This window comes from Bradyrhizobium sp. Ses1 (assembly GCF_059512365.1).
Genome location: NZ_JCAMOQ010000002.1, coordinates 394,809 through 415,847, shown reverse-complemented (window position 1 = coordinate 415,847; position 21,039 = coordinate 394,809). Strand labels below are relative to the sequence as shown.

The 21,039-nt window shown below is 62.9% G+C and carries 8 protein-coding genes; all 8 read left to right on the top strand.

The genetic code is table 11. The annotated features are described in order from the left end of the window. The first annotated feature begins 17 nt into the window (after positions 1-17). Positions 18-2,333, top strand: a complete 2,316-nt coding sequence (locus tag AC5ZG5_RS04735; RefSeq protein WP_456641214.1) for a peptidase domain-containing ABC transporter — start codon at positions 18-20, stop codon at positions 2,331-2,333. Next, positions 2,296-3,702 carry an HlyD family type I secretion periplasmic adaptor subunit gene (locus AC5ZG5_RS04730; RefSeq protein ID WP_456641213.1) on the top strand — a complete coding sequence of 469 codons (1,407 nt, stop codon included), beginning with the start codon at positions 2,296-2,298 and terminating at the stop codon, positions 3,700-3,702. The genes AC5ZG5_RS04735 and AC5ZG5_RS04730 overlap by 38 nt, the downstream gene beginning before the upstream one ends. Continuing rightward, a complete protein-coding gene (locus AC5ZG5_RS04725; protein WP_456641212.1) occupies positions 3,699-5,564 on the top strand; it encodes a tetratricopeptide repeat protein in 1,866 nt (621 codons plus the stop codon). The genes AC5ZG5_RS04730 and AC5ZG5_RS04725 overlap by 4 nt, the downstream gene beginning before the upstream one ends. A gap of 382 nt (positions 5,565-5,946) precedes the next feature. Then, positions 5,947-6,639, top strand: a complete 693-nt coding sequence (locus AC5ZG5_RS04720) for a response regulator transcription factor (protein WP_130222713.1) — start codon at positions 5,947-5,949, stop codon at positions 6,637-6,639. A 746-nt stretch (positions 6,640-7,385) separates the two neighbouring features. Continuing rightward, positions 7,386-8,114, top strand: a complete 729-nt coding sequence (locus tag AC5ZG5_RS04715; protein WP_456641211.1) for an STN domain-containing protein — start codon at positions 7,386-7,388, stop codon at positions 8,112-8,114. Positions 8,115-8,183: 69 nt separating this feature from the next. Beyond that, a complete protein-coding gene (locus AC5ZG5_RS04710; RefSeq protein WP_456641210.1) occupies positions 8,184-8,774 on the top strand; it encodes an RNA polymerase sigma factor in 591 nt (196 codons plus the stop codon). After that, positions 8,764-9,732, top strand: coding sequence for a FecR family protein (locus tag AC5ZG5_RS04705; protein WP_456641209.1), 969 nt, complete (start codon positions 8,764-8,766; stop codon positions 9,730-9,732). The genes AC5ZG5_RS04710 and AC5ZG5_RS04705 overlap by 11 nt, the downstream gene beginning before the upstream one ends. Before the next feature lie 162 nt (positions 9,733-9,894). Further along, positions 9,895-20,958, top strand: a complete 11,064-nt coding sequence (locus AC5ZG5_RS04700; RefSeq protein WP_456641208.1) for a filamentous hemagglutinin family protein — start codon at positions 9,895-9,897, stop codon at positions 20,956-20,958. Positions 20,959-21,039 lie beyond the last annotated feature (81 nt).

The following is a 21,039-nucleotide window of genomic DNA, read 5'->3' as shown; positions in this document are numbered from 1 at the left end:
ATTGGAAGGGGCCGCTCGTGGAGCTCTTGAGCGGGCAGACTTTCGGCTTGGGCACCCATAGCGCGGGGCTGGTATCCGCAGCCAGTCCCGGCGAGGGATGTCGTGCGGTGAGGAATGGCGCGGCACGCCATGGCAGTGCCGGCGGCGACGAGATTCACCCGCGCCTGGCGGCCGCGATCAATGCGGCCAGATTCCATGGCATGGAGCTCGATCCGCGCGAGTTTCCCTGCATCCATGGTGAACAAATGCCGTCCGCTGCAGCGCTTTCGGCCTGGCTGCAGAACGCCGGCATGTGGGCACGAGCGGTACGGCTGCGATGGCGTCAACTGATGCGGTTGCAGGACGCCGGGCCGGTGGTGCTGTTGTTCACCGATGGTGGCGCCGGACTGTTGGTCGGCGTGAATGCCGAGCACAATGTGGTCATCCTCAGGGATCCTCGCGCTGGCGCGAGCGAGTGCGGCATTGCCGTGGACAGGCTGCGGCTGGAGCGGGTCTGGTCAGGCGAGGCGGTCCTGCTGCGCGCGCGGCGGGGGCAGCCGGAGATTGACAGGGCGTTTGGCCTGAGCTGGCTCGCCGGCCTGGTGCTGCAGGAGAGGCGATCGCTGCGCGATGTGGGGCTTGCATCGCTGACGCTGAGCTTTCTGACGATCTTTCCGCCATTGCTGGTCATGAACGTGGTGGACAAGGTTCTGACCCACAATAGCTACTCGACGCTCGCGCTGCTCAGTGCGCTGCTCGCAATTGCGGCCGTGTTCGAGGCCCTCCTCGGCTACGCTCGTCGGCTGATCGTTCTCGTCGTTGGCATGCGACTTGACGCAAAACTGAACCTGCATGTCTTCAACCGCGTGCTGCGGCTGCCGCTTGACTATTTCGAGCGGCACCCCGCCGGCGAAACGATGCACAAGATTGTGGAGGTGTACAAGGTCCGCGAATTCCTCACCGGCAAGCTGCTGAGCACGTTCCTCGATTTGACGACGCTCATCGTATTGCTGCCATTCCTATTCTATCTCAACACCTTCCTCGCATCGATGGTTCTGGCCTGCGCGGCGTCGATCATGCTGGTTATTCTTTCATTCTTGCGGCCGCTGCGACACGTGTTCGGCAGGGTAGTTCGCGCCGAGACCGAGAAGGCATCGGCGCTAGGCGAGACCGTTTTCGGCATCAAGACGATAAAATCGCTCGCCCTGGAGCCGCAGCGCAAGGCGCTGTGGGACGCGCGTGTCGCAGATGCCGCGGCGTGGCGCCTCGCCTTCGGCAAGCTGACGAACTGGCCACAGACGATCGTCGCCCCGATCGAACGCTTCATGTCAGTCGGCATCGTGCTGGTGGGCGCCTACATGGCCCTGACGGACAATACCGGCTATGCGGTCGGTGCGCTGTTCGCCTTCATGATGCTCAGCATGCGCGTCGCCCAGCCGCTCGTCGGGCTGGCGCGTCTGATTGAGGATTACCAAGGGGTTTCAGCCGCGATCGGCGAAGTCGCGTCCGTGCTGAATCGGCCGCCGGAGGCGGAGGCAGTATTTGGCGGGCTCCTGCCGCGATTTGCCGGCGCCATCTCGTTCGAGGATGTCAGCTTCACCTATGAAGGCACGAAGATTCCCGCGCTCGACCGCGTCACCTTCGAGGTACCGGCCGGCACGATGCTTGGCATCGTTGGGCGCAGCGGATCCGGCAAATCGACGCTGGCGCGGCTGTTGCAAGGGATCAACCGCGACTACAGCGGCTTCCTGAAGATCGACGGCAACGACGTGCGCGAGATCAATCTGCGTCACCTGCGCCAGAGCTTCGGTGTCGTGCTGCAGGAGAACTTTCTGTTCCGCGGCTCGATACGCGACAATATCATCGCCGGACGGCCCGGATTGACGTTGGACGACGCTGTGCTCGCCGCGCGCCTCGCCGGCGCCGAGGAATTCATCGAGCGTATGCCGAATGGCTACGAGACGCAGATCGAGGAAGGCTCGCCGAACGTTTCAGGCGGACAGCGACAGCGGATTGCAATTGCACGCGCACTGATCAATGATCCGCGAATCCTGATCCTGGACGAGGCGACCAGCGCGCTGGACCCGGAGAGCGAGGCGCTCCTGAACGCCAGTCTGCTTCGCATCGCGCGCGGCCGGACCATGGTGATCATCTCGCATCGCCTGTCGTCGTTGATCGACTGTGATCAGATCCTTGTCCTGGAAAGAGGCAAGATGGTTGACATCGCGCCGCACCGCTTGCTCCTCGAACGCTGCGCCATCTACCGCCAGCTCTGGATGCAACAGAGCCGCCATCTCGACAGTCGAGGGCCATGTCATGTCGCTCTTGCCCACTCGCCAGTCCGGCGCAGCTAGTCTCACGAGCCGACTGGAGGATTCGACGCTTCCGGCGCTCCTGGAATTCCAATCGCCGACCAAGGCCATCATCGCCGCCCCTGTGCCAGTCGCGGCGCGCGGGACGATCTGGATGATCGGCAGCATGTTCGCCGCGTGCATCGTGGCGATGGGGCTGATCCCGATCGACAGGGTCGTCACGGCGCAAGGAAAGGTTGTCTCCAAGGCGCCGATGATGGTCGTGCAACCGCTGGAAACATCGATTGTTCGCTCGATCGACGTGACGGAAGGGCAAAGCGTTCATCGGGGCGACATGCTTGCTCGGCTTGATCCTACCTTCGCCGGCGCCGATGTCGGCGCGACGCAAGCCCAGGTCTTTAGCCTGCAAGCCGAGGTGGCGCGCATGCAGGCGGAGGTGGAGGACCGGTCCTTCCAATATTCCGGAGTTGATGCGCCGATGTTGCTGCAGGCTGCGATCTATGCGCAGCGCGAGTCGGAACGGAAGTCAAAGCTGGAGTCGTATCGTCAAAGGATCGATGCCCAGGCAGCCACAGCGGCGCGGTCGGCCGCGGATGCGACGGCTTTCCGCGAGCGGTTGGCCGTCGCGCAAATGGTGGAATCCATGCGCAAGAAATTGGAGGCACTGCAAGTCGGCAGTCAGCTCAACGCCTTGATCGCGACCGACAACAGGCTCGAGATCGAGCGCAGTCTGTCCACCGCCGTCAAGACGGGCGAGAGTGCCAAGGCCGAACTCGCCGCCATGATTGCCGAGCGTGACGCCTATTTGCAGAATTGGCGCGTCCAGATCGCCCAGGCGCTGTCGGAAGGATCTCGAAAACTGAGCGATGCCCGGGAATCGCTGAACAAGGCGCTGTTGCGGCGCCAATTGATCGAACTGCACGCCGAACGAGACGCCACGGTGCTGACGGTTGCCAAGGTTTCGGAAGGCTCCGTGCTGCAAACGGGCGAGCAACTGATCACGCTGGTGCCCGTCGATGCTCCGCTCGAGATCGAAGCGAACATTGCAGGGCGTGATAACGGCTTCGTCCACATCGGTGCCGCGGTAGCGGTCAAATTCGACACCCTTCCGTCGACACAGTACGGCTTGGCGTATGGAACGGTTCGCACTATCAGCGCCGACAGTTTTACCACGCAAGACAACACGAAGGCTCGCTCTGGCTCGGTTCCTGTGAACCCTGCCAACACCGAGCCCTTCTACCGTTCGCGCATCACCCTCGACCGGTTGATGCTTCACGACTTGCCGGCTGGCTTTCACATTATGCCGGGCATGCCGGTTGCCGCCGACATCAAGGTCGGCAAGCGCACCGTCATGGCTTACCTCCTTGGCCGAATTCTACCAGTGATGTCGGAGGGGATGCGCGAGCCATGAGACGCGCCGACAAAGACGCCACGAGACGCAAGAACGCGCGTACAACGCGGTTGAGTGTTCTCGATCGTGTCATCAGCCTGCTGTCGTCATCGGCGGCAGTGCGGCGCGCAATTCACCTGAACCAACAGTCCCGCATGACGCGGGCCTTCATGCTGTTCGCCCGTGCCGCCGTCGCTGGCAGCGCAGAGGCCGAATACCGGATCGGCCGCTGCTATCTGGACGGTTCGGGCGTCCCGGCCAGCGTCACGGAGAGCGTGCGCTGGCTCGCGCGCGCCGCGGCTCAGGATCATGTTGAGGCCGAGTGGTTGCTCGCCGTGCTGCACATCCACGGCTCTGGCACCGCAGCGAACCGGCAAGCCGTTGCAGGCAGCTCCTCCGTAGCAGGCCTGTTCTCAGGCGAGGTGGCGCTAGAACCCGACTTTGTGGCGGCGGAAAAATGGGCGCGGCGGGCAGCCGAGCATGGCTCCGCAGACGGACAGGCTGTGCTTGCTTACGTTTTGAGCTCCGGCCCGGAATCGATGCGCAACCTGGAGGAGGCGCGCGGGTGGTATCAGCGCGCTGCCGAAGCCGGTTGTCCTCAGGGCGCGCTGGGATACGCACAGTCGCTGGCGCGGTCGGTCACCGATGACGAAGGGCGGCGCAAGGTAGTCGAAAATCTCCGGCGTGCGGCACAGGCAGGGTTGCTACCGGCGATTTATCTGCTTGGTGTGATGACCGAACGCGGGGTCGGAACGGAACGCGACCTCGCGGTCGCGGCCGAGCTCTACCGGCAGGCGGCCGTCAAGGGCCATCGCTCCGGCCAGGCAAGCTGGGGACGCGCACTGATGTGCGGGCTTGGAGTCAAGCCAAACGCGGCAGAAGGCGAGTCGTGGCTGCGCAGGGCGGCGTTAGCTGGTGATCCGGATGCGGCGGCGCTTGTCGGCGACTTATACGTCAGGGGCGGCTCGCTGCCGCCCAACTACGCAGAGGCGGCGATCTGGTTCCGCCGTGCGGCAGAGGCCGGCCACCACACGGCGGCGCGGGCGCTTGGCTTGCTTTATCTGACCGGCGCCGGGGTGGCGCGCGATCCGAGAGAGGCGGCGAGCTGGCTCCGGATGTCCGCTGACGCCGGCGATCTGCAGGCCCGGGTGGATCTCGCGAACCTTCTTCTGCGAGGTGTCGCTGATGGGAACCCCGAAGATCTGGCTAAGGCGCGCCATTGGCTCGAGCAGGCAGCCGCGGCCGGCGATCTGGTGGCGGCACTCAACTACGGGCTCTGTCTGGCGGATGGCGTTGGCGTTGAGCGCGACGAGTGGCAGGCGACGCAGTATCTGCGCCGAGCGGCTGACGAAGTCGCGAACGCGCAGTACTGGTATGGCCGCATGCTTGTCGATGGACGTGGCATCGAGGCAAACGCCGAAGCGGGCCGCGCCTGGATTTCGCGCGCCGCCGCGGTCGGCATCGCCGACGCCGAAGCGGCCCTGGCGGAAATGATGGTGAACGGCCGGGGTGGACCGCGCGATCCTCTCGCGGCAACGGTGTTGTTCGAGAAGGCTGCCGGCAAGGGTCATGTTGGCGCCATGTTCGCGCTAGGCTTGCTGAATGGCGGTGGATATGACGTGCCGACCGACCGTACGGTCGCGCAGCACTGGTTCCGAGCGGCCGCTGAGCGGGGGCATGCGGAAGCTCAGAAAATGCTGGGTCGATATTTAGCGCGCGGGCTGGCCGGCGAGCGCGATCCGGAAGCGGCACGTCTATGGCTAGGGCGTGCGGCAGCTCAGGGGCTGGCGGACGCAGAGCTCGATCTCGCATCCATTCGCCCCATGCTGCCGACGCAACCATGCGAACGGGCACGTCATGTCACGGATCTCGCGGATCACTGATGCAGCCTTAAACAGTCTGCGCGTGAAAAATCGCTATACGTATTGTAGGTATTATTATACCATTGCCGCGGCAATTCACCGAGTGCACCGCGCCACCACTGATCGACTGAGCGGCCGGCCAAGCGTCTAGCACTAGCAGTTCGCCTATCGAGCAAAGCCACGCCGGCACACTCGATCCAATTGTAAGGCTGAACGCGTGAATCGAACCGCGGCTACTGCGAATGGTCAGGCTTCGTACCCACTCGATCCCACCAATGTCCTAAATGATTGGTCGTCTCCCAAGTGCTTGCGGAATTGTCCACCAGCGGCGGTGTTAGTGCATTGACGTCTCAATGCGACCGACACAATCCCGAAGCCCGCAACCCGCGGTGGAGGTGATGTCATGCCGAACTGCGCGCGTCGTGTTCTCGTCATCGAGGATGATTGGTGGACCGCCAGGGAGCTTGGTAGCTGCCTGGGTGCCGCTGGCTATGACGTCACGATCGCGTCCGACGGCGAGAAGGGGCTAAGCTTTGGTCGCGCCGCCGAATATGTCGTGATGACCGTCGATCGCATTTTGCCGGGCATCGACGGGATCGAAGTCATCCGCCGTCTCAGGCAAGACGGAATCGGGACTCCCGTATTGATCATCAGTGTGCTCGGTGCAGTTGCTGATCGCGTGGACGGTCTGCGTGCAGGCGCCGACGACTACCTCGTGAAGCCGTTCGCCTGCGCAGAAATGCTTGCTCGTGTTGATGCGCTGTCGCGGCGTGGCACTTCTGTTCACCAGGAAACCGTACTGCGGGTCGGCGATCTGGAGATGGATCTCGTGGCTCGAACCGCGTCCCGGGCCGGCCGACAGATCGGGCTAAGGCCCCGGGAATTCAGACTCCTGGAGTATCTTGCTCGCCACACCGGCGAAGTCATCACTCGAAGTCTGCTGCTGCAGCACGTCTGGGGTCTGCATTTCGATCCTGCGACGAATCTTATTGATGTCTACGTCGGACGTCTGCGAAGAAAGATCGACAGCGAACAAGCCTATCCAATCATTCATACAGTTCGCGGTGTGGGATTCTGTGTCCGGCCCTCTGCTTGAGACTTCACAGTTGGGTCTCGGACCGAGGTCGAGGTGTACGACCTACACCAGCCTTTTCACGCGCGATCCCGTGGCGCAGCACCTCGATACCTGGAATATCTGAAGGCGGTGAAGGCAACTCGTGCTCAAAGCCGTTTGCTTTGTCTACGAACGTCAATCGAGCGCTGGATGGCACTACCCGGATCGCGCCACCGGATGCTTCAGCGCCTCCAACGATCAAAGAAAGGCTTAGCCCGAGCCCGCGAGCAATCTTGCCCGCGATCGGAATAGTTCGGCTTTCCTCTTTCAACTTTCGACAGCCTCGCGCGGCTGATGATCCGCGCGGCCGGATCACACTTGACTTCGTGAGTCTCGCCGATCGCCTCCGCCGTACCGCCGGAAGCTCTCGACCTTCAAGACCTCGACGACAGCGCCATGTCGTTCAGGTGCTCCAAACAATCGCCCCATGTAGGGGTCAGTGAGGCCCGTTGCGGGCGGCATCATGTCAGCACATCTCGCACAAGAGGTGCAAATCTACCGCTGCAAGGCCTGATACTGCGTCGCGCATCGAGCATCCAAATCGATGATTAGTTCGGGATGAGACGACGCCTTTCGAGTTAACGACGGCGCATTGGGTGACACTAGGTCCGTAGTCTAAGCGTGTCACAATACCGTCTTGCGCAGCGTCGTAAGTTGGGGAGAGTTTCTGATTGACCGGCCTCTGGTTCAATTCGTAACGGACCGATCCGCAGCCATCCGTGAGTCTCGTGTTTGCCAAGGTGAACCAGCATTTCATCAACATCGTCAGCAGGTGGAAGTGCGTGATCACACGGGATCTTGCCGTTGTTGTCGCGCATTTGATGATGGTTCTGGCTCTGTCGCATGCATCGCCGGCGGGAGCGACTTCCTTCGACATCCCCGCGCAACCTCTGGCGTCTGCCATAGACGCGTTCTGCGCGGCGACCGGGACCGAGGTATATTACGACGGCGCAGCGGCCATCGGACAGCGATCCTCTGCGGTCACCGGCGCCCTTACGCGTGACGATGCTCTCAGAGACCTGCTCGCAGGGACAGAACTCGTCCCACTGCGCGCGCGCGAAAACAGCTACCTGCTGATTCATCCCGGCGACGATACGGCGCATGCGTTCGCCACGGCACGGATCGCCCGGGATGGCCAATATCAGCGCTATTTCGCCGTGGTGCAAGACGACATCCTGCGCATTCTGTGCCGGTATCCCGACACGCGTCCCGTGAGTTATCGGCTGGTGATCAAGCTGTGGATCAGTTCGTCGGGATTGGTGCAGCACGCAGAGCTCGACGGATCGGCCGGCGAACAGGCAAGTCACCGGATGCTGTTGGCGACGCTTGGCAAGTCACGCATGACCGAACCGCCACCGGCGCAGATGCCGCAGCCGATCACCATGGTTGCGCTGCCGGGAGCAGCGGCCGATGCGAGGCTCTGCGCATCACCCGTCGACCAGAAGGCCGGGCGCTAGCATGTCGGTGCGCGAGGCAGGGGGCGCGTACGACGCTTGCGGGACAAGGGTCCAGCGTCGCGATCCCGCATGACCCACAGCAGCCGCGCCGAATTGCGCCGTTTTTTGACACTCTGCTATGATGATTTGCGAGCCAGGTTGGCCCGTCGATTGAATTCGGTGGAGCTTGCAGGTGACGCCTTGCAGGACACGTATATGGAGCTTTGCCGGGGCGCGGATCTGCCGCCGGTGCAGCGGCCGCGCTCTTACTTGTTGCGCATGGCCAAAAATATCGCCCTGAGGAAGCTGAGCTCGGAAAAATACACGGTTTCGCTCGATGACGCGAAGGTTGCCTTCGACATAGCCGATGAAACGCCCGGTCCCCAACGAAGCCTGGAAGCGAAGATCGAGCTCGAAGCCTTTCAACAGGCGATCCGGGAATTAACCCCGCGACGGCGCGCTATCCTGCATGCAGCGCGCGTTGAAGGAAAAACCCTGCACGCAATTGCAGTACAGTTGGAGATATCACAAAGACTGGTTGAGATCGAGTTGAAGCATGCGTTAGCCCATTGCGCGCTTCGTCTGGATCGGCAACTCGTGCAAAGATTCGGCCCTCAGCCCGTTCAGCAATCGCATGGACAGGGGGCCGGCAAGCGTATTGATGACAGGGATGACCGATAGCCCACGCGAAAAGTTGGAGCGGATCGAGCGCGAAGCGCACGATTGGCTGGTCCGTTTCACCTCGGGGGAGGCAGGACCTGCTGACGTGCGGGACGGCAAGGTGTGGATCGAGTGTGATCCGGCGCATCGCACCGCGTTTATGAAGGCCGCGCGGATGTGGGAGGCCTTGGGGCCAGAGGCGTTTGAGGGGAAACGCCCGGCCGCGCGGACGTTCTCCTCTATCTCGATGTCACGTCGTGCCGTGCTCGGCGGCGGGGCCGCCGCCATCGCCGCGAGCGCAGCATATCTCGTCGTGCAGCCGCCGCTCGGCCTCTGGCCATCCTGGTCGGAATTGGCGGCCGACTATCGGACGCACACCGGCGAGCGGCGGCGTATTGTGGTGGCCGACACGACCTTCGTCGAGATGAATACCCAAACCAGCATTGCGCTGCGACAGGTTGCGAAGGAGGCCGCGGGGATCGAGCTGATCTCGGGCGAGGCGCTGGTCGCGACGCCATCCGGCGCGGGGCCGGCCTTTGTCGTGACGTCCAGTCAAGGCCAAACCAGCGGAATTGGAGCGAAATTCAACATACGAAATGATGGGCACGCGGTTTGCGTGACCTGTGTCGAGGGGAACGTTCAGGTCTCGTACGGCGCGGCGACAGCGTCGTTGCGCGCCCGCGAGCAGATCACCTATGATCGATCAGGCTTGGGCAAGCCCGCGTTCGTCGATGCAGCGATCGTGACCGCCTGGCAAGACGATCTGTTGATCTTCCACTCCAAGCCGCTACGTGAAGTTATCACCGAAATCAATCGTTATCGTTCCGGAAAAATCATCGTCGTGAATTCTGCGCTCGGCGCGCGGCTGTTCAGCGCCAATTTCCGGGTTCGCAACGTCGATGCGGTCCTCGAGCAAGTCGAGAAACTGTTTGGTGCGACCGTCACATCCTTGCCGGGCGGCATCGTCCTGCTGAGCTAAACGCCGTCGATTGCTTGGGAATTCCTGAGCTCGAACTACTTCTTAATTTTTTTTCGGTGCCGCGCTTCGGCATGTCTCTACGCAGAGGAAAAGCGTCGCTTCGAGTGACGTCATCCACGTGAAATCAGCTTCACGTCAAAGTCTTTGCCGAGAGATCAAGCCATGTCCGTCCAGCCTGCCGCCGACCGATCCCGCCGCGCTACCCTCAAGAACAACTTGCTCGTTGGGGTTAGTGCCGCTGCGCTGCTGCTCGGCAGCATTGCGGGGGCGCAGGCGCGCAGCCTGGGGAGCACAAGCGCGGGTTCGAGTTCGGCTACGGCAGCCACTGCTACGGCCGCGCAGTTGGCCGCTCAGCAGTCGTCGCTCGCGGCCAAGCAGGCGCTGGCGTCGATGGCGCGCGCGGCGGCTTCATTGCAGGCACTGCGCGACAGTCAGGCCGCCGCGCGTGCGGCGGCGCTGGCGGCACAAAGCACGGTCCCGAACGGACTGACGCCCGGAGGACTGGTGACCGCGCCGGGGGCCGGAGCCGTCCCGGGCGTCTGGACCGGCGCCGATCTGCCGACGCAGTCGCAGAGCGGAGGCCGCACCACGGTGACCGTCAGGCAGACCGAGCAAAAAGCAATCCTGAACTGGTCCAGCTTCAATGTCGGCCGCGAGACCGATCTGTATTTCAACCAGACCGCCGGTCGTGCTGACGCAGCCAACTGGATTGCGCTCAATCGTGTCACCGATCCGACGCTGGCTCCAAGCCGGATCCTCGGCACGATCAAGGCCGAAGGACAAGTCTACGTCATCAACAAAAACGGCATCATCTTCGGCGGATCGAGCCAGATCAACGTCAACACTTTCGTGGCCTCATCGTTGGGCCTGTCGGATGAACAGTTCCGCGCCGGCATCAACAAACAGCTCATGGTCTTCGACGATCCATCGGGCAGCAGTATTGCTAAGCCGCAGTTCGGCTATCTCGGACAACAAAACCCGAACCAATTTGTCGGGCTCAACGATCCCAGCCAGGTCGCAGGCGCGATCATCGGCGACGCTCCAGGCGATGTGCGGATCGAGGCCGGTGCGCAGATCACAATGGCGAGCGGCGGCAAGGCCCTGATCTTTGCGCCGCATGTCCTCAACTCCGGCCGCATCTCGGCGCCCGACGGCCAGGTCATCATGGCGGCGGGCGAACAGATCTACCTCACGACCGATCAGTCTGGCGTTCGCGGTCTTGACGTCTCCGTCTCGGCGCCGATGCGCTGGATGTTCGACTACTACCATATGGCGACAGTGACCGGTCAGGGAAACTGGGTCGGCGACAACGACTACACGCTGGGCCTGAAGAACATCGTGTTCCCGGAGATGGCGGCGCGTGGCGCTTCTGTCGGTTACAACGTCGTCAATAATGGCATGGTGCGGGCCGACCACGGCAACATCACCCTGATGTCCCGCGAGATCGTGCAGAACGGCGCGCTCGAGGCCTCGACCGCGTTGAACAACCGCGAAGGCTCCATCCGGCTGCGCGCCTGGGGCGAGGGCATGACGTCCTACGGCAGCTCGATGCCTGTTGGATCGCCACTGCGCTACTGGTCGACTGGTACGTTAATTCTGGGATCAGGCAGCGTCACCACGGCCATGCCGGACCTCACTGATACCAGTGACATCGAGCTGACGTCGCTGGCGACGCGTTACAGTCCCGGTCGCATCGAGATGCGCGGAAAATTCATCGATATCGAGGCCCGGGCCAGCGTCATCGTGCCGGCCGGCACCATCAGCATCGTTGCCAGCACATCGCCCCTGTCTGGCGATGTTCCTATCACAGGGGAGCCGGTGAAGCGCGACGGCAGCCGCGTGTATATCGGCGAAGATGCCTACCTCAGCGTCGCGGGTCTGCAGGACGTCTTGCTCACCATGGAGAGCAACGTCGTCACCGGTGAATTTCGTATCAACGAACTGCGCGATTCGCCTTTGTATCGTGACTCGTGGCTGCGCGGACTGACAGTCAGCGTCGACAAGCGCGTCAGCGGCTTGTTCGGGGACGGGCCTATGGCCGACGTCAACTGGATCGCAGGTTCGCCCGGCAAATGGGTTGGCACGCCGCTAGGCGATTTCTCCGGCTGGATCGGGGTTGGCAAGACAACGCTGGGTGAGCTGTCCACCAAGGCAGGTTCGATCTTCATCAAGTCGAGTGGCTCGATCATAACCCGCGAAGGTTCATTGCTCGACGTCTCTGGCGGCTCGGTGCGCTATGCGGACGGCTGGATCACCACGACCAAGATTCTGGGGGCGGACGGTCGAGTCTACGATATCGGTGCGGCGACGCCCGATCGTCTCTATGTCGGTCTCGCGGGTGGCTTCACTCGCAGGCATGAGCGTGCCGGCATCACCGAGACCTGGCGCAACCCGTTGGACCGCAGCAACGGCACGCGGTTCGAACGGGGCTATACCGAAGGCCGCGATGCCGGTTCGATCCAGTTCTTCGCTGCGGAAGCCATGGTGCTCGAGGGTAGCTACTGGGGCGGGGTCATCACGGGGGAACGGCAGGCGGCGTCCGGCCAGCTCGCCACCGCCGGCACGTTCACGATTGGGGGCAACGCCGACGAGCATCGCCAGTGGCTGCTGGGCAATCTCATCATCGCTGCCGAGCCAGAGACGCTGCCTGCCAACTTTACCGCGAGCAGCCCGTTGGATGCGAAATGGTACCACGGCACCCAGGATAGAGATACATCGGTTCGCGATAAGACAACCTACCTCGATTCCGATGTGCTGGCCGAAGCCGGCATGTCGAAGCTTGCCTTCTATGTCGCCAACAGTTTCACGCTGGACAAGGACGAGAAACTCGAGCTCGCGCCGGGCACGACGTTCAACGTGATTGCCAATGTTGGCACTGTAAATCCGGCCAACTTTCAAGTTGACGGCAGCATTCGCATTGCTGGCGGCAATGTCTGGTTTGCCGGCGCGGAGACGGCGACCTTCGGTCGCGGCGCCGCGATCGATGTCAGTGGTGAATGGATCAATGGCCCAGGTGGCGCGCGGCTTCCCGTGATCAAGGGCGGCACGATCCAGCTCACCGGCGACTTCGCGCCGGGCATCACGCTGGACGTGTCCGGCGGCGGCTGGTACGACACGAGCGGCGCCAAGCAGAAGTTGAAACTCGGCGATGCCGGCGCCATCACGCTGTCGGTCACGGATGCCAATCAGTTGTCGGAACTCGATCTGCGCGGCTACGCGGCAGGTTCGGGTGGCTCACTCACGATTATTACGTCAGGATCGGTCCAGGTAGGCGGCACCGCTCCGGCGGATCCCGCCGTGTTGCGGCTGTCGGAGACGCTCTACAGCGAACGTGGCTTCCGCGCCTTGTCGTTGACGAGTACGGGAAACATTACCGTCGCGGACGGCGCCACGATCTCGCAGCTTCCGTTGAATGTCGATCTCGCCGGCGTCGATGTTTCCGCCTTTGCATCGGGCACGCCGATTACTGCAATTGGCAAGCTCGCGTTGCTCCCGACGGCGGACCGGCTGGATCGTAAGGCAACTTCTCTGTCAGTGATCGGCGACAGCGTCGCGGTCGGCGCCGGCTCCGTGGTGCGGACCGATGTCCGCGGCTCCGTCACGCTGACTGCCATCGGTCATAAGGATCCCGCTACCGATACCACCATCCCCGGCGACGTGATCGTGCGTGGCGTGATCGACGCGCCGGCGGGCTCGATCTCCGTGTCCGCCAATGGCGAGCTCGCGCTCACGGCAAGAGCGCAACTGCTGGCACGCGGCACATCGGTGACGGAGATCGACGCGCAAGGTCTACGCTCCGGGACGGTACTGGCCGGAGGCGGTGTCAGCCTCGCTAATGCGGCGGTGATGAAGATCGAAGCCGGTTCGCTGATCGATGTCTCGGGGGCGAGCGGCACTTTCGACCTGGCGATGGGACGGGGCGCGGTCTCGACCTATAGCCTCGCCAGCAACGGCGGTACGATTGCGCTCAATCTGAGCGGCGCCGCCAACGATCTGATCGCCGGCACTTTCCTCGGCCGTTCCGGCGGTGCCGGCGCCATCGGCGGAACCATCGACATCGCGGTCAGCAGCTTGTCCGAGCCGACCGAACCGGTGTTGCTGCCGACGACCCTCTATTATATCGATCGCGATACCGGTGCGATCATATCGTTCAATACGCGTGGCAACCTCGACGTCTATCACGAGTATAGCTCGGGCAGTGATACAGCGTTCCGCTACAGCACGGTTCGCAGCCAGATATTGACGGCGACCGGCAGCCTGATCCGCGGCGGCGGACTTGGCATTGTCGATCTCGACGCCGACACCACGCCGAGCGGGCTGTCCCAGCCATTGGCGTCGGTGATGCCGGCCAGCGCGGCGCAGCTCGCGCTCCTTGAGCGCAATTTCTATACCGACGCGGACGCCACACAGCGTGTGGTATTGCCGACCGCGGCGATCAAGGTCACCAAGATCTCCGCCGATACGGTGAACAATGGCGGCTTCGCCAATCTCAAGGCGAACACCAGCGGATTCATGGTGGCGCCCGGCATCGATCTTTCGTTCGGCAAATCAATCTCGATCGGCGGCGCGATCATCAGCGGCGGCGCAGGAACGACCAAGCTGACCGCGCCCTATATCGCGCTCCTCGGAGCATCCGGTTCCGCCGGACCGGCCGGCGCCGGCAAGATCGCGCTAACCGCCGATCTGATCGACATCACCAGAACGGCCTTTACCGGATTCGCTGAAACGCAACTGGTGGCGCGCGATCTCAGGATGGGCGGCCTGCTGACCGATCTGCTGTCAAACCGCACCTCGTCGCTCGATGCAGACGGCCGTCTCGAGCTGAAGGTCGGGCAGGTTTATCCGGCCACCGGCATCGTTGCTTCGATCAGAGCCGGCACGCAATTGGTCATCGAGCGCAACGGCGATACAGGGCTGCCGCTGTCAGCTGCTGGCACTTTGAACCTCGAGGCGCCAGTGATCGCGCAGAATGGCGTGGTGCGCGCGCCATTTGGCCGCATCACTTTCACCGCGACGGACAGCATCGCACTGGGCGCTGGAAGTATCACGTCGGTGTCCGGCGACGGTCTCGTGCTTCCTTATGGGACCTTGAGCAACGACGAGTTCTGGATCGATCCGATCACGAGACCGACCACGGGCAATCCGACGCCAACGCTGAGCAAGCTGCCGGAAAAGAATATCGTCCTCAATGCGCCTGGCGTCACGCTCGCGGCCGGTTCGGTTGTCGACATTCGCGGTGGCGGCGATCTTTACGCTTGGGAGCACGTCCCCGGCCCCGGCGGCTCGCACGACGTGCTGACCCAGCCAGGACTTTACGCGATCATGCCGGGGCTGAATGTATCGACGGCTTCACAGGATCAAGTCTGGCTTGCCGGGGGCAATGGCCTCGCCGCTGACTGGTATGCCTTGCTGCCGGCGCGCTATGCCTTGCTGCCCGGGGCCTACGCGGTGTCCGTCGTAAAGGGATCTGCGGGCAAGGAGGTCCCCAATTCCGTGCCGATGGCGGATGGTTCGGTGCTGATGAGCGGTTACCGTGCAGATGCCTATGGCGGTGGCTACGAGCAGCTCCGCTCGACGTGGCAGGTGATGTCGGGCTCGACCTTGCGCACCTACAGTGAGTACAACGAAGCCTTCGCCAACACCTACTTCGCATCCGATGCGTTCAAGCTCGGGCAATACCGTCTTACCGGCATCAATATCGTCACGCCGCGGCTTCCGTCCGACGGCGGATCGGTGGTGTTCAAGGCGACAACCGAGCTCGTGCTGGAAGGTCTGCTGCGGTCGCAACCGGCCGCGGGCGGTCGCGGCGGTCTGGTGGATATCGCCGGGAGCAGGATCGCGGTCGTCGGCAGCGGTCAGGATCGTAGCGATCTGACCGGCTATCTGGTGGTCGACGCGAACTCGCTCAGCAACTTCGGCGCCGGCAGCCTGTTGATTGGTGGCGTTCGCAGTGGTGACGCGAGAGGCCTGCGTATCGATGTGACGGCGAACGACGTCGCCATTCGCAATGATGCGGCGAGCGCGTTGACAGGATCGGAAATCCTCTTCGCGGCGAGCGGCACGATCCGCGTCGGCGACGGCAGCGTCATCCTCGCAAGGGGAACAGCCCCAGGCAGCAGCGTTGATCTCGTGATGGCGCCGCAGGTCAAGGCGGTCTACGGTGACATCGGCGGAGTGAGTGATGGCAATCCCGACAACGATGTGCTGTTGAGCCCGTCGAAGGATTACGGTGCGCTGCTTCGTGTCTCCACCGGCAATGCTGTCAAGGTGCTGCGCGAGAATGTCGATATCACGATGGGCGGGATCGTGACGATCGGCGCCAATGCGACACTTGCGGGAGGCAATGCGCTGCTGATCGATGCGACGCAGAACACGGTGGTTGCCGGCAATGCGAATCTTTCAGGAGCGGCGCTGTCACTGTCGAGCGGCCGGATCGGCTTCGGCGGCGGCACCTCCGGCCTCGTTCTCGATGCGGTGTCACTGGCGCAACTGGCCAATACGCAGTCTCTCACCTTGCGCAGCTACAGCACGATCGACGTCTACACCTCCGTCAATCTCGGCGGTGCCGGTCTGAACGCGGTGACGCTGGATTCTGCCGGGCTGGTTGGTTACGGCAATGGTGCCATCGCGATCAGCGGTCGCAGCATCGCACTCGACAACAGCGGCGGCAGCTTCAGCAGCCCCGTCGGTGCTGGTCATCTCCAGCTGACACTGAACGCCGACGAAATCGTTCTTGGCAGCGGCAACAAGGTATTGCGGGGCTTCGACGCGGTCACGCTGAATGCGGGCCGCCAGATCGTCGGGCAGGGCAACGGCAGCATCGAAGCCGATATGGCGACCGTGACGTTGGCTAGTCCGGTGGTGACCGGGCGCGGCGGCGCATCGCAATCGATCCTCACCCAGAGCGCGCTTCGGGTGATCGGTGGCGGCGATAGCGCCATCGATCGTCCCGAACTCAGCCTCGGCACCCGTTTTTCGCTGACAGGATCGAGCGTCGATCTCAGTGGGCGCATCGTGGCGCTTGGAGGTGCCGTCAATCTGACTGCGACCGGCGGCAATGTCGTGATCGGCCAAGGCGGTCTGATCGATGTCGGTGGCTTCAGGAAGGAGTTCTTTGACGTCGCGCAATTCGCCGATGCAGGGAGCATCGCATTGACGGCGGTTGGCTCGGTGCAACTGACTTCGGGCGGAACGCTCAATCTTGCCGCGCATGCCGATGGGGGCGCGGCAGGCAAGCTCTCGATGGCCGCATCGAACGGCGGCACCGTGGTGCTCGACGGGCGCATCCAGGCCCAGGCGAAGGCCGGCGAGAAGGGCGGTTCGTTTGCGCTGGACATTGCGACGCTGCCGGACTTTGCCGCCATGAGCCAGACGCTGAACTTGTCGGGCTTCTCCGCGTCGCGGCAGTTCCGGATACGCTCCGGCAATGTTGTGATCGACGGCATCACCAATGTCGCGGACTTCGCGCTGGTCGCTGACCGGGGCTCAGTCACGCTGGCGGGCGTGATCGACGCTCGTTCGGAATATGGCGGCAAGATCGCAGTCAGCGCCGGCAACGGGCTGACGATGCTGAGCTCCGCCCGGCTCCAGGCCGGCGCCACCGGCGAATTCGGTGGCGGGCGCGTGACGCTGGAAGCCAGCGGCGGCCAGTTGGATCTGCGCGGCGGCAGCATCGACGTTTCCGGCGCCGAGGGTGGTCGTGTACGCTTCCGCGCGCTGCAGTCGGCCGGTCACGACGAGATCGCTGTCAGCAATCTACAGGCCAGTATCGTCGGCGCACGTTCCGCCGTGCTCGAAGCCGTCAGCGTCTATGACAGCAGCTCGGTTGACGCGGTCCGCGCGGCGGCGATTGCCGACGCCAACAATTTCGCTGGCCATGCCGCGGCCATTGCTGCCCGCCTCAATGCCTCGGGCAGCCTTGCCGTGATGCCCGGCATCGAGATCCGTAGCTCGGGCGACCTCGTCGCCGAAACCGACTGGAATCTGTTCGCCGACTTCGGTGCCAACGCCCGCGCCGGCGGGCTGACGCTGCGTGCGGCCGGTAATCTCATCATCCTTGGCCATCTCAGCGACGGCTTCTCGGCGGCGGACCGGAGTGGTGTATTGCAGGATGCCGCGTCGTGGGATCTGCGGCTCGTCTCCGGTGCCGATCTGACATCTGCGAACGCACTTGCGGTCGCTCCGCTGGCGGCTCTGCCATCAGGCAGCGGTTCGCTCATTGTTGGCGATGCCACCGCCGGCAAGGTCGTCCGCACCGGCACCGGTGATATCGATGTCGCGGCCGGCCGCGATCTGGTTCTGGAGCACAACGAATCCGTCATCTACACGGCGGGACGGGCTGACCCGACCTCGTTTGCCGATTTCATTGTGCCGGTGAATGCGACCTATGGCATCAACGGCGGTAATCTCAGAATTTCGGCGCAGGGCAGCGTGGGGTCGGTGCTGCCGGCCAATCCGGACGACAACCAGTTGTTCGTGGAATGGCTGAAGAAGGCCGGTACGACCGACAGCAGCTATGTCTATCTGCCGGGCCAGCAGAGTTCATGGTGGGTCGATTACGGCAATTTCCAGCAGGGCGTCGGTGCGCTCGGCGGCGGCAACGTGTCGGTCAACGCGGGCGGTGATCTGGTCAACCTGCTGGTGGCGCTGCCGACCAATGGCCGCGTCCGCGGCGGACTGTCGAGCGGCGAACGCAAGCTTCTCGAAGTCCGCAACGGCGGCCTGATGGAGGTCGAAGCCGGCGGCGCGATCCGCGCAGGCTATTACTATGCGGGACGTGGCGCGGGCACCATCACCGCCGGCGAATTCACCGTCGGACGCACGGTGTCTGTACAGAAGTCGGAGACGCAGATCGATGCTTATTTCATCGCGCCGGTGATTGCGCTTGGCGACACGACGATGAAGGTCAGAACCGCTGGTGACCTGCTCCTGCAGACGGTCATGGATCCCCTGATGCTCAACTCCGACCCCCTGTTGCTCGGCGGTCAGAGTTTCTACAACGCCCATATGAGCGGCTACACCGATCGGACGGCGCTCGACCTGCTGGCGGTTGGCGGCAACGTCACGTTGGCCAACCAGGGGAGATTTCTCTCCAAGGACATCGATGTGTCCGGCTTCGTCTACACGAGCGATATCGACTATTCGATCATCGGTCTGATGGCGACCAATCTCTATCCCTCGATGACGCGCATCGCTGCTCTCAACGGATCGGTGACCAACCGCAGTCGTTTCTACACGGCTCCCGGAAGCCATCCCGAACTCCGTATCCTCGCCGAAACAGATGTGACGCTCGGTGAAATCAGCATGTCACGGGCAAATCTCGAGATGATGCCTTCGCCTTTCAGGCCTGTGGGCGGAGGCTCAGGCGCGGATATCCAGCTCGTGACGTCTCCGTTCGATCCCGATTTCCAATCGCCGGCGAACAGTGGATTTCATGCTCTGTTGCTCAATGTCATGACGTTCGAGAATCCGATCAGCTACAATTCGCATGGCGGCTATATCGAAAGCGTTCGCAATCCGGATCACTTGCCTAACGAGGGCGACGAGGAGCCCAGCCGTATCTTTGCAAGAAGCGGCAATATATTGGGCTCGCCGATCGTTGCCGCCGGCAACCTGATGCGCCTCGGCAAGGTCAGCACCAACGAGCAGACTTGGTTCCGTGCCGGGGGTGATATTCGCAATATCAGCTACGATCTGCGTAACGTTCATCGTTCTGACGTCTCGCTGCTCGAGGCCGGCAACGATATCATCGGTTACAACATCGATATTCAAGGCCCGGGCATGATTGCACTGGCGGCGGGGCGAGACGTCTATAGCACGAACTTCGTGATCAACAGTCGTGGTAACTACTACGCGTACGCCGACAACCGCCCGGTCGAGACCTCGGAGGTTCGGGGACTGCCGCGCGACGGCGCTGCGATCTCCGTGATGGCCGGCCTCAAAGGCAAGCAGCCCTCCTACGATGCGCTGGCGGCAGCTTATCTCGATCCTGCCAATGTCACGGCGATGCCGGATTACCTGAAGGTGACGATCGATGGCGTCATGCGGCCAATCTATCTGACCGACGCCTTCGACACGCGCGGCGGATCTTCGCACAAGGTCAGGTCCGGCCTGGTCTCGTTCATCCAGGAGATCACCGGCGAGACATTGTCGCCGCTCGACGCCTGGGCGCGCTTCCAGTCATTGCCTGCGCTGACGCAGCAGCGCTTCCTGCGCCAGGTGTATATTCAGGAGTTGAAGGCTGCCGGCGACGATCAGAACACGCTCGATGCGGATGATCGGCCGATCCACGGCGGCTACAAGCGTGGCTACACCGCGATCGAGACCCTGTTCCCCGGCAAGGACTGGAGCGGCGATATCAAGATCGGCAACACCGCGTTCCTCACTATGGCTGGCGGCGGTATCGAGACGCTGACACCGGGCGGCGGACTACAGGTGGCGGCGCTGGGCACGGTGGTGCCGCCGGGCGCCGGCCTGGTCACGCTTGGTTATGGTGACATCAACATCTTTGCGCGCGACAGTGTGACGGTGAACCGCTCGCGCATTCTCACCTTCGCCGGCGGCGATGAGGTGATCTGGTCGACGCACGGCGATATCGACGCCGGCCGCGGTGCCAAGACCACGCGCGTGCCGTCGGCGCCGGAAATCGTCACCGATGCCGACGCCGTTACGAAGGTCATGGAAAAGGCTGACATTTCCGGCAGCGGCATCGGCACCATCATCGGCTTCACCGGTGTCGAGGCCGGCGACGTCTCGTTGATCGCTCCGGTCGGCACGGTGGATGCGGGCGACGCCGGAATCCGGGTCAGCGGCAATTTCACCGTGGCGGCGATGTATGTGCTCAACACCGACAACATCAAGGTCGGTGGCGAGACCAAGGGCGTGCTGAAGGCGCCGCCCGCGGCCGTCAATCTGCCGGTCGAAACCAAGGACAAGGCGGCGGCCGACGCGACCAAGGACGCGACGCAGCAGCCCGCGAATGAGCGACCGTCGATCATCATCGTCGAACTGCTTGGCTTTGGCGGCGAGAGCGATTCGGAAACGCTGCGACGCGATGAAGAGCGGCGTCAGGAGGAAGAACGTCGTAAGGAAGAAGAGCGTCGGAGGAACGATCGGCGCAGTTACAACTATGATCAGACGAGTCCGGTTCAAGTATTGGGGGCCGGTGCGCTGTCGGATGTGCAGACCGAGGCTCTGATCTACGAGAAGAAAAAGCAGGTGCGCTGACCCCAAATGTGGCCGATATCACCAGCGACTCTCCGGGTATTGTCGACCGGCGGCTGGGGCTTCGGCCGCGGAGTCTGATCA

Bases quoted from the DNA above. Each gene is read 5' to 3' on its own strand.
- AC5ZG5_RS04730 (WP_456641213.1), top strand. From the start codon at position 2,296: ATGTCGCTCTTGCCCACTCGCCAGTCCGGCGCAGCTAGTCTCACGAGC.
- AC5ZG5_RS04725 (WP_456641212.1), top strand. From the start codon at position 3,699: ATGAGACGCGCCGACAAAGACGCCACGAGACGCAAGAACGCGCGTACA.
- AC5ZG5_RS04720 (WP_130222713.1), top strand. From the start codon at position 5,947: ATGCCGAACTGCGCGCGTCGTGTTCTCGTCATCGAGGATGATTGGTGG.
- AC5ZG5_RS04710 (WP_456641210.1), top strand. From the start codon at position 8,184: ATGACCCACAGCAGCCGCGCCGAATTGCGCCGTTTTTTGACACTCTGC.
- AC5ZG5_RS04705 (WP_456641209.1), top strand. From the start codon at position 8,764: ATGACCGATAGCCCACGCGAAAAGTTGGAGCGGATCGAGCGCGAAGCG.
- AC5ZG5_RS04700 (WP_456641208.1), top strand. From the start codon at position 9,895: ATGTCCGTCCAGCCTGCCGCCGACCGATCCCGCCGCGCTACCCTCAAG.